This window comes from Alcaligenes sp. 13f (assembly GCF_020496585.1).
Taxonomy (GTDB): Bacteria; Pseudomonadota; Gammaproteobacteria; order Burkholderiales; family Burkholderiaceae_B; genus Alcaligenes; species Alcaligenes phenolicus.
Genome location: NZ_JAHKKC010000007.1, coordinates 175159 through 187806 on the forward strand (window position 1 = coordinate 175159; position 12648 = coordinate 187806).

Below are 12648 nucleotides of genomic sequence, written 5' to 3' on the forward strand. Positions count from 1 at the left end.
GAAACGCACTTGAAAACCAATTTAAATTACAGCTTGCTGCGTTTGGCCGTCTGCGCATCGTCCTCGGTACACAAGCGATGGATGGTCGTGCGTAACCATTGGTGGGCCGGATCTGTCTGCAGGCGCATGTGCCAGGCCTGCACCAACATGGCTGTCTCCATGGGTACAGGCAAATCAAACACTCGGATCGCCAAGCCCGCCGCTTTGGCACTGCTTGCCAGATGCTTGGGCAGCGGCAGCAAAAGATCGGAGTCATGCAAGGCAAACAGCGCGGTGTAGGGATTGGACACCACCAAGGCCACATTGCGCTGCAAGCCACTGGCTTGCAACAAGGCGTCCAGGTTGGATCGGCCCTTGCCCCGCCGTGACACATTGATATGGTCCCAGCGCACAAAGCGTTCCAGCGAAATATCTTTGTCGAAGATAGGATGGTGCTCCCGGGCGACACCCACAAAATGCGTCGTGAACAAGGGCTGTACGTGAATATCCGGCGCCAGCTTGCGTGAGGCGCTGATAAACAGATCAATACGGCCACTACGCAAGGCATCGTCATCCATATCGTCCTCTTCGGGAGACAGGCGCAGCATGGCTTTGGGCATTTCCTTGGCCATGGCCTCCAGCAAATGGCCCAGATGCACATTCACAAATTCGTCCGTCGCACGCACATTGAAACTGCGCTCCAGGGACAGCAGATCAATCTCGGTATTGGAACTTAACACCTGGGTTGCCTGCTCCACCGCTGCCCGCACTTGCTCGCGCAAGGCATAGGCTCTGGGCGTAGGCAACAGCTTGCGCCCCACTTGCACAAACACGGGATCATCCAGCGTATCCCGAATGCGGCCTAAGGTTCGGCTCATGGCAGGCGGGCTCAGATTCATCCGCCGTGCCGCTCCCATGACGCTGCCCTCCTCCAGCAAGGCATCCAGTGCGAACAATAGATTCAGATCAGGGCGAGCCATAGTCGAAGCCTTTCATGGTTGCGTCAAACGAAATCGTAATGCCATTCAGATGATACCCAGAGCATGCACCCGCCTGCCATGTCTGGGTACGAAGACAGGTATACTCGCCCAGACCGTTTTTACAGAAACGGTCTTTTCACCGAGGGGAGCCTGGCGAGCAGGCTGAGAAACTGCCCGAGCAGATTGCACCGCAGTGACCCGTTGAACCTGATCCGGGTCATGCCGGCGAAGGGACGGGTCTGTACCTGCTCGCCGCTTGCTGCCGGATGGCTATCCTTGACTAGGAGTTGCTATCTTGTCTTCTGACCACTCCCCCTCCCCCGTCGGCCCGGTTGCCGCCACCCTGGCTGCCGTCATCCATCAAGACCGGATTTTGCTGATACGCCGCGCCAATAGGCCCGATGCAGGACGTTGGGCCTTTCCCGGCGGCAAGATTCGCGCGGGCGAAACCATCATGGCGGCGGCCCACCGGGAACTGGCCGAAGAAACCGGCGTACAAGGCCAGGCCCTGCAGATCTTTGATGCGCTGGATGTATTTGACCGCGAACCCAGCGCCACACCTTTGGCCTATTCGCATTTCATTCTGATTGCCGTGCTGTTCCGCTGGCAGCAAGGCGAGCCACAAGCGGGCGATGATGCGCTGGACGCGCGCTGGTTCAGCAATGCGGAGCTGGACAGTCTGGATGTGGCACACAGCTTTGATCTAGTCCGAGTTGCCCGTCGGGCACTGGCATTGGCTGCCACTCAAGCTCAAGCAGGCCAAGCATGATTCCCAATGTCTTGAGTATTGCGGGCACGGACCCGACCAGCGGTGCCGGTATTCAGGCTGATCTGAAAGCCATGTATGCCTTGGGCGCTTACGGCATGAGCGTGATTACCGCCGTGGTCGCGCAAAACACCCAGGGTGTGCGGCGTTTTGTGGCGCTGGAGCCGGACTTTGTGGCGGACCAGTTGGATGCGGTGTTTGAGGATGTGCGCGTGGATGCCATCAAGATCGGCATGATCGCCACTGCAGGGATTGCGGAAGCAATTGCAGACCGCCTGCACCATCACGGCCTGGACTGCCCGATTGTGCTGGACCCGGTCATGGTCGCCAAAAGCGGGGATCGTTTGCTCAGCCCCGAAGCCGTGTCCATCGTGCGCGACAAGCTGCTGCCCATGTGTACCCTGCTTACCCCCAACTTGCCCGAAGCGGGCGATCTGCTGCACAAACCGGAACCCGCCTCGCTGCAAGAGATGCACAGCACCTTAAGCGAACTGTGCTTGCTAGGCCCTGAGTGGGTGCTGCTCAAGGGCGGTCATCTGGATGGCCCGGACAGTGTGGATTTGCTGCAAGGTCAGGGGCAAAGCCATGTTTTTCAGTCGCCTCGCATCCCGACACGCAACACGCATGGCACGGGCTGTTCGCTGTCCTCCGCCATTGCTGCCCTGCTACCGGGCCGCAGCGTGCCGGCTACGGTAGGCTTGGCCAAGGAATATTTGAATGGCGCTTTGGCCGCGGCTGACCAACTGCAGATCGGCCTGGGGCAAGGTCCGGTCCATCACTTCCATGCTTTGTGGCCAAAGCTGGAACCCCTCAAAACATCTTGAACTCAAAAGCCAGGCCGATTTCAACCTGTGGACCGCAGCACATCAAATCGGCCCGGCTCTCTGGCCCAGGCTCCCCTTTTAATGCGCCCGCTCCCCACTGGGGTAGGCCGGCCAATCCGCTGTAACCCGTAAAGCAATCAAAAGCGCAGCAAACAACATCACGCTCCCACCGGTGAGGAACACCATAGGAACACCGCCCAGGCCGAACATGAAGCCACCCACTGCCGCCCCCGCAGCAATCGAGGACTGCACCGCCGCCACCACCATGCCGCCTGCCACTTCCGCCTGATCGGGCATGGCACTGGCCACCCAATTGGACCAGGCCACTGGCACCCCTCCGAAAGCCAGTCCCCATAACGCCACCAGCCACATCAAGCCCATATTGTGCACCGGCAGCCAGACCATGCCCCAGGCCGCCAAACCCACCAAGGCGGGCATCACGACCAAAGTCACCCGCAAGCTGCGTTCCATCAGCCAGCCCGCCAACAAGGTGCCTACGAAATTCGCCAGTCCGAAGCCCAGAAGCATCAAGGCCAAGCCATCCATATCAATAGAGGCAAAACCTTCCAGCGCCGGACGAATAAAGGTGAACAGGACAAACTGCCCCCCATGGGCCAGCACACAGGCAAACATACCGATCGCAATACCGGGTCTGCGCAGCAAATCCAGTACCGTTGCGGTGCGTGCATGCTGACGCGGTGCCATGCTGGGCAAGGTCAGCCACTGAAACACCAAGGTCAAAACACCAACCGCCGCTGCCGCAAAGAACGCGCTGCGCCAGCCGAACAGGCCCCCCAGATAACTGCCTAAAGGGACCGAAACCACCGTCCCCACGGCAATCCCGCTAAAAATAATCGACAAGGCTCGCGGCACTAATGTGTTCGGCACCAAACGCATGGCAACGGCTGCCGCCATGCTCCAAAAGCCGCCCAGGGCAATCCCCAGCAAGACCCGCATCAAGAGCAACACTGTCAGGCTGGAGGACAGCGCCACCAGCAAGTTCGATGCAATCATCAGCAGCGTAAAACCAAGCAACACATTACGCCGGTCAAAACGACGGGTCAGCGCTGGAACCAGCAGGCCCGAAAACAAAGCGACCACCGCCGTTACTGTGACGGCCTGCCCTGCCAAGCCTTCCGATACACCCAAATCTACGGCCATCGGTGTCAGCAAGCTGGCGGGCAAATACTCCGCCGTCAACAAACCAAACACACCCATGGCCAATGAAAATACAGCTACCCAGGCAGGTTCCATGACCGGGGCCCGCAAACTGGCATTACACACATCACGACTCATCGCTACTTCCCTGGAGAAACAAAAACAGCTCCCAGTCTAGAGATCAGAAACCGGATGATCTATGATGATCAGTCTTGAAAATTTGATCGAAACGCCGAACATGACCGAGCAAGAACAATTCGCCCTGTCCTCCGACCTGATCAGTGAACTGCTGACCGGTATGCGCTTGCGTGGGGTGCAATACCGCCGGATTCAAACTGGGCCTCATTTTGGGCTGGGTTTTGAAGAACGCCCCGGTCATGCCTACTTTCACTTTCTGGCTGTAGGTTCGGCATTTCTACGTACCCGTGATGGCACGATTCACAAGCTTTCAGCAGGCAGCACCGTGTTTCTACCGCAAGGTGAAAGCCATCAAATCCTGTCCAAAGAAGAAGCCTCGGTTCAACACATAGACAGCTTTGAGGCCGCTCCACTGGGACAAGCCGTCAGCGGTGTCAGCACATGCCCTAGTTCCTACCCCACCCCTAGCGCAATTTTGTTCTACGGTTGCATGGAGTTTGATCTGGGCGGCATGCACGGACTGGGCAAACTCATGCCCAGCGCCATGATTGCCAATACTGGGGCCCAAAACTATCCTGGCCTGCTGCCCATTCTGGATTCCATGAAAGGGGAAATCTGCGCGGGCCGCATTGGCTATGCCGGCATCATGGCCCGCTTGGCCGAAGTGGCGGCCGCCATGATTGTTCGCGGCTGGATTGAATCCGGCTGCGGCCATGCTTCCGGCCTGGTGGCTGCCTTGCGCGATCCTCGCTTGGCACGTTCCATTCTGGCCCTGCACCGCCAACCTGGCTACGAATGGACAGTGGCAGAGTTGGCAGCACAATCTCACCTGTCTCGTTCCGTCTTTGCCCAACGCTTTCAGGCCACCTTGGGCATGTCTCCACTGCGTTACGCCACAGAATTACGCATGGGTCTGGCCAGCCAATGGCTAAGTCAGGAAAAACTGTCTATTGAAACGATTGCCCAGCGTTTGGGCTATACCTCGCAGGCGGCGTTCAGCCGGGCCTACAAGCGTCTGAAAGGACAGGCTCCCGGTGCCAATCGGCAGTCCAGAACCTGACCCGCCCCCTCCTTCCCGGACAGACGCTTTAGCCACCGAACAAGCATCCCAGACAATTTCCGGCGCATTTCTGGATTTCCAGCCCGACAGCCCTGAGATTTTTATTAGAATAATGTGCTGACTAATTACTCCTATAATTCAGAGCACATGACGGTGTTAACAGGATGAATCAATATTTATATTTCCTGACATCAAACATTACCGTTTTGTCATGTTCGCCTCATAGTCGGCATTAGCCTTTTTGATCAATCCATTTCTGGAATGGATGAGTCTGCCACTTCATAAATCTCCGAGAAGCCAAATGTGGAATTGTTTACTGATTGAAGACGACCGGGAAAATGCTCGGTATTTAGTGAATGGCTTATCCGAGCTGGGCTATTCGGTGGTAACCAGTCATGATGGCGTTTCCGGTTTGGAAAATGCCATGAAAGACGTATGGGATGTGATTATTCTTGATCGCATGCTTCCCAATAATGTCGATGGCCTGTCCATTCTTTTTACTTTGCGATCTTTAGGTAAAAAAGTCCCCGTACTGGTATTAAGTGCCTTATCCGGTGTGGACGATAAAGTTGATGGTTTGAAAGCCGGTGGCGATGATTATTTAATCAAGCCCTTTTCCTTTCAGGAGTTGGCCGCCCGCCTGCACGCCCTGATACGCCGCAGCAGTGACAATGCAGAAATCAAGAATCTGCAGGTGGATGATCTGGTCATGAATATCCGCAACCAGAAAATCTCCCGTGGCGACGAGGTGCTGGAACTACAACCTCGCGAAATCAAGCTGCTGTCCTACCTGCTGATGAACAGCCACAAGATCGTTACCCGCACCATGCTGCTGGAAGTGGTCTGGGGCTACAACTTCGACCCCCAATCCAATGTGATTGATGTGCTGGTCAGTCGTTTGCGGCGCAAGGTGGACAAGGAAGGCGCCACACCCCTGATCCATACCGTGCGTGGCCGTGGCTATGTACTGAGCGACAAGGACAGCATCGACGGTTTCAAGCTAAAGCGCTGCGATGATTGATTTCATCAAACGCCTGTGGGAGTCCACCTCCTTCCGGCTGACCTTGAACTACAGCATCCTGGCCATCTTCACCACGCTGTTTTTAATCGGCTTCTTCTACGTTCAGGTGTTTGGAGCCTTGCGCGACGAGCACCTGCGGCAAATCAACGTCGCCGTACAGCGGCTTAGCATTGCCTACGAAGTCGGCGGGCGCGAAGAAATCCTGCGCATGATCGAGCTGACCCTATCGGACCGGATTGATTCGGGCCAGGAAATCTATCTGCTGCTGGACGAATTCAATCACACCCTGGTGGGCAATATCAGCGAGATCCCCGGCCTGAACAACCTGCCAGAACGACAAGTGGTGGAAGTGCAGATCAAGCATATCGACGCCCTGTCCGAAGGCAATGTCCGCGTCACCAAACTGTCCGGCGGCGAAACCCTGGTGGTTGGTCACGAGCTGGGCACCTTGATCGAGCTACGCGCCATGCTTAGCCGCATCATCGTCACCTCCATGATCCTGGCCTTGATGCTGGTAATTCTGGGCGCCTATGTCTTTAGCAATGAGCTGAAATACCGTGTGGGCCGCATCCGCCTGCTGACGGAACAGGTGGGCGCGGGGGATATTTCCAAGCGCATCACCTCCGAGAGCGAGGACGTCTTTGGTCTGATCCACCACGACATCAACCGCATGCTGGACAAAATCGAGAGCCTGATGCAAGGCGCGCGGCATATCTCCGATACCGTGGCCCACAATATCCGCACCCCGCTTACCCGCATCGTTGGCAAGCTGCGCGAGACCCAGAATCTGCCCGGCGTCCCCCCGCATGTCCGGGAGGCACAACAAGACGCGATTGAAGAAGTAGAGAACCTGAGCGTGCTGCTGGGCAAGCTGCTACAAATTGCCGAGCTGAATGCCGGTGTGCAAAGACAGAACTTCAAGGCCTGCAATCTGGAAGTGATTGCCGAAGACGTTCTGGACTTGTACAGCTTCTTTGCTGAAGAGAAAGGCGTCACGCTGCAGAAAAAGAAAATCGACAGAGTCATTATTAATGGTGACAGCAATTTATTAGCCAGCGCTTTAGCCAATCTGGTGGATAACGCCGTTAAATATGCTCATAGCCATGCCAGCGTAGAAATTAAAAAGCGCTTTGACAATAAAATCTCCATCATTGTGGAAGATGATGGCCCAGGATTACCAGAAAGCGAATATGAAAACGTAGGCAAGTATTTTTATAGATTCAATAATGATAGTGAAGGATTTGGATTGGGATTAACCAGCGTTGCCGCCATTATTGAATTGCACCGGGGCGAGCTGATTTTCTCCAAAGGAGTATCCGGCTTGAAAGTCACCATTGTGCTGCCTGTTTAAGCCTTACCAAACCATTCAAACATGACCAAAAGGTAATGAAACTGTCACCCTAAGCCCTCTCCTGCTCCGCTAAGCTAGCCTCATTTTTAATCGCTCTTTTTCAGGGTTTATAAAAATCATGCTTGCTTTAGGGGAATGAGGAGATTCATGAGCAGACAAAAATATTATTCAGCCGGCCTGATGGTGGGAGTAGGCGTATTTACCGTCCTGATGGGACAGAAATACTCCTTGGGCACCATGGCCCGCATGGGACCGGGCTACTTCCCGTTTCTGCTGGGCATCGTGATGATTGTGCTGGGCGCTCTGTACCTGTTTGTAGAGACCGCCGCGCACGACGATGAGCAGGAGGAGGACTACGGCCCGCCGCAATGGCGTGGCTGGATGGCGATTGTGGGTGGCATCATCGCCTTCATTATTCTGGGTCGCTACGGCGGACTGGTTCCCGCCACCTTTGCCCTGGTGTTCATCTCTGCCATGGGCGACAAGGAACATTCCTGGCTCACCGCCCTGCTGCTGTCCATTTTCGTGACGCTGCTGGGTGTGGTTATTTTCTCCTGGGGGCTGGAGCTGCAATTCCCCCTGTTCACTTGGGGCTAAGCCATGGAAATTCTATCTAACCTGATGCACGGCTTTAGCGTTGCCTTTCAACTGGACAACCTGATGTGGGCCGTGTTTGGCGTGTTCATGGGGAACCTGATCGGGGTGCTGCCCGGCATGGGTGTGCTGGCAGCCATCTCCATCCTGCTGCCCCTGACCTACGCCATGACCCCAACCGCCGCCCTGATTATGTTGGCCGGTATTTACTACGGCTCCCAGTACGGTGGCGGTATTACTTCCATCATGCTGAATCTGCCCGGTACCGCCTCGCACGCGGTGGCGTGTCTGGACGGCAACCCCATGGCCCGCAACGGCAAGGCCGGATCGGCCCTGTTCATGTTGATGTTGTCCTCCTTTTTTGGAGCCACCATTGGCATTCTGGCCATGATTCTGTTCTCGCCCGCGCTGGTCGATATTGCCTTCAAATTCGGCCCGGCTGAATACTTTTCCATGATGATGCTGGGCCTGCTGGCCGGCGCCACACTGGCCAAAGGTTCTGCCATCAAGGGCGTGGCCATGGTCGTCATGGGTTTGATCTTTGGCGTGGTCGGTACGGATGTGAACAGTGGTGTATCGCGCTTTGATTTCAATATTCCGGAACTGCAGGACGGCTTGCAGATTGTGGCGCTGGCCATGGGCCTGTTCGGTATTGCGGACTTCCTCAAGAACATCAACCGGATCAATAGCGGCCACACCAAGGCCATTGGTAAAGTCTCCACCCGTTCCCTGCGTCCGGAAAAAGGCGATATCAAGCAATCCAAAGGCGCTCTGGTGCGCGGTACTGCGATTGGTGCGGCTTTCGGGATTCTGCCCGGCACCGGCCCGACCATTGCGTCTTTCATTGCCTACGCCACGGAAAAGAAAGTTGCCAAGAACCCCGAGCGCTTTGGACGTGGTGCGATTGAGGGCATTGCTTCGCCCGAAGCCGCCACCAGTGCCTCTACCCAGACCAGCTTCATTCCTACCCTGAGCCTGGGCATTCCCGGCGACCCGGTCATGGCCTTGATGCTGGGCGCGCTGATCATTCACGGCATCCAGCCTGGCCCGCAAATGGTGGTCGAGCACGCCGATATGTTCTGGGGCCTGATCGCCAGTTTCTGGGTGGGCAACATCCTGCTGCTGGTGCTGAACCTGCCCTTGATCGGCATGTGGGTGCGCCTGCTGTCCGTGCCCTTCAAGTACCTGTACCCCGCTGCCCTGTTCTTTGTGTGCGTGGGTGTCTATAGCACCAACAACAACCTGTTCGATGTGAATATCGTGCTGCTGTTTGGGGTGCTGGGTTACTTCTTCATGCGCCTGCGCTTTGAGGCGGCCCCCTTGCTGCTGGGCTTTGTCTTGGGACCGATGGTAGAAGAAAACTTCCGCCGTGCTCTGCTGCTCTCGCGTGGTGATCCGATGATCTTCCTGGAGCGCCCGATCAGCATGGTCTTTATCATTGCCTGCATCTTGCTGATGCTGGGACTGAGCTACTCGTTCTGGCGCTCGAACAGCCAGAAAAAGCTGGGAGCCCTGGCCAAGGCTTGAAGCACTGGCAACCACTAGTCATGGGGGATAGGCTAAACGCAATGCTTTTACTGCAGCCTCCATAAGAAAAAGCCGGGCAAATGAGCCCGGCTTTTTTGTGCCTGCCCCTATCCAGGACTGCAACACGCCTGTGCACTCTTCCTGGTGGAACCAAACACCAGATGACTTAAGGCCGCCAAAGCAAAGGCAGTTAGCGCACCGTACACCATGACCCAGCCAAAACCGGCAATCAGGGCTGCATGAACCGCCTCGACAGGATCGGCGGCATTCGCCAGCAAGGCGCTGCTTTGCGACACGATATTGATGTCGCCAGAGGCTACTTTTTCAGCCAGATGACGCAGTTCGCCATCAACAGCAATACCCAGGCGAGCACGCAGATCACTCATGATGCCTTGCACCAGAACAAAGCCCATCACGGCAATATTGAAGGCCAGGGAGATCATGCGGGCACTGGTATCCGCCCCCGACGCCATACCGGCGCGTTCAGCCGACACCGAGGCGGTAATTACATTGGTGGTCGTAGTATTGGCCATGCCCAGACCAATCCCGGCCAGCACACAGCCTGGCAGAATCAGCCAGCCCGGTTCATCGGAAACACTGCCTATCTTCATCACTACAAAGCCCAGGCCAATCAAAAACAGACCTAGCGTAATGACTCCACCCGGCTGCCAACGCTGTGCCAGACGCTCGGCAAACGGAGGCACAAACAAGGTCGGCAAGGTGTACGCCAACAAGGCCAGGCCAGTTTGCACACTGTCATACCCCAGCCCCACATGAAAGTAGATGGGCAAATAGATGATGAAGGGCCAGAAGCTGAAGTTCTGCCCCATCGAGCCCAACAAGGCACCGGAGAAACTGCGGATACGAAATACGGAGAACTCCAGCATGGGCCTAACACTGCGCTGCTCCACGATTACAAAGGCAATCAGGCTAAGGACGGACAGGGTAATAATGCTCAAGGCTGGCAGGCTGGCAAAGCCCAGCACCGGCCCCTGAGTGACAAACAGCACCAGGCAAAACACGGCCAAGGACAAGGTGGCAATACCGGCTACGTCCAAGGTGCTGGCGCCCGGATCACGCGACTCCTGTACGCCAGCGCGCGCCAGCAGCAAGGTAATAATGGCCAGTACGGCGTGAATCAAAAACACCCATTCCCAGCTGGCCAGAGTCAGAATCAGGCCACCCACAATAGGCCCAAAACCCAGCCCGGCACCAAAGACCACACCCCACCACGCAAAGGCCTTGCCACGCTGTTGTCCGTCCCGAAACTGGTTCGACAAAATCGCGATCTGGCAGATCAGCATCATGGCAGCGCTCAAGCCTTGCAGAAAACGTGCGCCAATCAGAACAGCTGCACTTTCCGTCAGTCCGCACACCAGGGAAGTGACCCCGAACGCCACAATCCCGATCGTAAAAATGCGCTTGCGGCCGTAGCGATCCGCCAAAGTGCCTACCCCCATCAGAATGGTCGTCATGGCAATGGTGTAGGCTGCCATCACCCATTGCAGTTGCCGGAAACTGGCCCCCATGACCTGTTCTATGGTGGATAAAATCGGCGGCACGCTGGAGATCTCCAGGCCCAGCATCAAGGCTGACAAGCACACGGCAGCCAAGGCGTAGCGGCCCTGACTCGAGATAGAGGGAGTCATCGTTATCTTTCCAAAAAGTCGTCAATACACGTCGCCGTCCCGGCGAGCCAAAGTGCGGACACCAAAACCCAAAAGCACGGGACCGCTCAGTCAGGAGAGATAGTAGGGACGGGCTAGTCATTCATCAATGCTATGATCGGGCATATCAGAAACAACAAATATGGATAGATCATGAGCCGCCCTGTTCTGGATGTGGAGTCCGTACAAGCTTTTGTGAGCATTGCCGAGTTCCAAAGCTTTACCAAAGCCGCAGAAGCCTTGGGCACCACACAAGGCGCGATCAGCGTGAAGCTGAAACGCCTGGAAGAGCGCCTGGGTTACAAGCTGATCGAACGCACTCCAAGGCTGGTACGGCTGTCTGCTCAAGGTACGGTTTTCATTAATCCCGCACGGGAATTCATTGCTGCACACGACCGCGCCAGAGCCGCCCTGCTCTGCGATTGCCGCCGCTTTCGTTTGGGAATTGCCCAGCACGTTGCCGGGCCGGAAGTCCCTACTTTGTTGTCCCGTTTGAATGAACGAGACCCTGCCCTGACGATTGAAGTTCGCCTGGAAAGCTCGCATCGCTTGCTGGAAGATTTTGACAAGGGAGAGCTGGATGCCGTCATCGTGCGCCAGGAGGATCATCGCCGTGACGGAGAGGACCTGGGGCCTGAACACTTTGCCTGGTTTGCGGCACCCTGCTTTCATCAGCAAGAAGGCAAACCTTTACGGCTGGCCGCCCTGGCTCCCTGCTGCGGCGTGCGGGATATTGCGACACACGCGTTAAGCACTGCCGGGATTGAGTGGAATGAAGTGTTTGTGGGCGGTGGCCATGCGGCCGTGATGGCGGCGGTCTCTGCCGGTTTGGCGGTCGCGGCATTTTCATGCCGCCTGGCGCCGCCAGATGCAATTGATGTGGGCCAACGTCTGGGACTGCCAGCCCTGCCCCCTTCCCGGATTGTGTTGCACTCAACGCTGACCGATCAACGCTCGCGGGAAGCCTTGCGGACCTTGGCAGCGGCGTATCGGGAGCATCGCTCTACCCGACTGACGGGTGCTGCATCGTCCTGATCAGCACAGGTTCAGGCGGCCAGAAGTAAACGTGAAGTTCGCCCAGCCCCGCCAGCATGAGCACCCTTTAAAGCACAGTGGGATTGGGCGCATCCCCATACACGTCTTTGGGATCAAAGGTCTTGGCGGACTCCACAAAAACCAGATCCTGACCCTTGCTATGCTCGACACCAACCGGCACCTGTCTGTAGAAACAGGAGTAATAGCCTACGTGGCAACTGGCCCCGGAACCGGCTACCCGCACACGTAACCACACCGCATCCTGGTCGTCATCGATACGCATTTCCTCTACCGTCTGCACCAGTCCACTGCTGGCACCTTTATGCCAGAGCATTTGACGCGAACGACTCCAGTAATGGGCTTCACCGGTCTGTATGGTCTTTTCCAGGGCTTCCCGGTTCATGTAACCCAGCATCAAGACCTCGCCATTGTTAGCGTCTGTCGTGATGCAGGCAATCAGGCCCTGTTCGTCAAATTTGGGGGCCAGTTCGTGGCCCTCCTCCACCTGCTCTACCGAGATTCGGCGGTTTATTTGTACTGCCATATTG

General features: G+C 56.4%; 12 protein-coding genes and 1 riboswitch. Of the genes, 8 read left to right on the forward strand and 4 right to left on the reverse strand.

Features of this window, described 5'->3' with window-relative positions; all coding sequences use genetic code 11:
• Positions 1 to 26: 26 nt before the first annotated feature.
• A complete protein-coding gene (locus KOE80_RS08290; RefSeq protein ID WP_226348873.1) occupies positions 27 to 959 on the reverse strand; it encodes a LysR family transcriptional regulator in 933 nt (310 codons plus the stop codon).
• A 132-nt stretch (positions 960 to 1091) separates the two neighbouring features.
• Positions 1092 to 1210, forward strand: a riboswitch (TPP riboswitch).
• Positions 1211 to 1254: 44 nt separating this feature from the next.
• Between KOE80_RS08290 and KOE80_RS08295 the strand changes: the two genes are divergently transcribed.
• Positions 1255 to 1728 carry an NUDIX hydrolase gene (locus KOE80_RS08295; RefSeq protein WP_226348874.1) on the forward strand — a complete coding sequence of 158 codons (474 nt, stop codon included), beginning with the start codon at positions 1255 to 1257 and terminating at the stop codon, positions 1726 to 1728.
• Positions 1725 to 2549 carry a bifunctional hydroxymethylpyrimidine kinase/phosphomethylpyrimidine kinase gene (gene thiD / locus KOE80_RS08300; protein ID WP_226348875.1) on the forward strand — a complete coding sequence of 275 codons (825 nt, stop codon included), beginning with the start codon at positions 1725 to 1727 and terminating at the stop codon, positions 2547 to 2549. Before KOE80_RS08295 ends, thiD begins: the two co-directional genes overlap by 4 nt.
• Positions 2550 to 2627: 78 nt before the next feature.
• Here thiD and KOE80_RS08305 read toward each other — a convergent pair whose 3' ends face one another.
• Positions 2628 to 3845 (reverse strand): MFS transporter, encoded by a 1218-nt coding sequence (locus KOE80_RS08305; protein ID WP_226348876.1) that lies wholly within the window; start codon positions 3843 to 3845, stop codon positions 2628 to 2630.
• Positions 3846 to 3906: 61 nt separating this feature from the next.
• On the opposite strand from KOE80_RS08305, the gene KOE80_RS08310 reads away from it, so the two are divergent.
• The 5 genes from KOE80_RS08310 (at position 3907) to KOE80_RS08330 (ending at position 9398) form a co-directional block, all read left to right on the forward strand.
• The gene (locus tag KOE80_RS08310) at positions 3907 to 4905 is read left to right on the forward strand and encodes an AraC family transcriptional regulator (protein ID WP_226348877.1); all 999 of its coding nucleotides are present in this window, start codon (positions 3907 to 3909) and stop codon (positions 4903 to 4905) included.
• Positions 4906 to 5206: 301 nt separating this feature from the next.
• A complete protein-coding gene (locus tag KOE80_RS08315) occupies positions 5207 to 5926 on the forward strand; it encodes a response regulator transcription factor (RefSeq protein WP_035268013.1) in 720 nt (239 codons plus the stop codon).
• A complete protein-coding gene (locus KOE80_RS08320) occupies positions 5919 to 7277 on the forward strand; it encodes a sensor histidine kinase (RefSeq protein WP_226348878.1) in 1359 nt (452 codons plus the stop codon). Before KOE80_RS08315 ends, KOE80_RS08320 begins: the two co-directional genes overlap by 8 nt.
• A gap of 147 nt (positions 7278 to 7424) precedes the next feature.
• Positions 7425 to 7874 (forward strand): tripartite tricarboxylate transporter TctB family protein, encoded by a 450-nt coding sequence (locus tag KOE80_RS08325; RefSeq protein ID WP_026482781.1) that lies wholly within the window; start codon positions 7425 to 7427, stop codon positions 7872 to 7874.
• A gap of 3 nt (positions 7875 to 7877) precedes the next feature.
• Positions 7878 to 9398, forward strand: coding sequence for a tripartite tricarboxylate transporter permease (locus tag KOE80_RS08330; RefSeq protein ID WP_021446689.1), 1521 nt, complete (start codon positions 7878 to 7880; stop codon positions 9396 to 9398).
• A 107-nt stretch (positions 9399 to 9505) separates the two neighbouring features.
• Here KOE80_RS08330 and KOE80_RS08335 read toward each other — a convergent pair whose 3' ends face one another.
• The gene (locus tag KOE80_RS08335; RefSeq protein WP_226348879.1) at positions 9506 to 11047 is read right to left on the reverse strand and encodes an MFS transporter; all 1542 of its coding nucleotides are present in this window, start codon (positions 11045 to 11047) and stop codon (positions 9506 to 9508) included.
• 171 nt (positions 11048 to 11218) lie between these two features.
• Here KOE80_RS08335 and KOE80_RS08340 point away from each other — a divergent pair, with 171 nt between their 5' ends.
• Positions 11219 to 12100, forward strand: coding sequence for a LysR substrate-binding domain-containing protein (locus tag KOE80_RS08340; protein WP_035268022.1), 882 nt, complete (start codon positions 11219 to 11221; stop codon positions 12098 to 12100).
• A gap of 67 nt (positions 12101 to 12167) precedes the next feature.
• On the opposite strand, the gene hisI is transcribed toward KOE80_RS08340, so the two are convergent.
• Positions 12168 to 12644, reverse strand: a complete 477-nt coding sequence (gene hisI, locus KOE80_RS08345; RefSeq protein ID WP_226348880.1) for a phosphoribosyl-AMP cyclohydrolase — start codon at positions 12642 to 12644, stop codon at positions 12168 to 12170.
• Between the last annotated feature and the right edge of the window lie 4 nt (positions 12645 to 12648).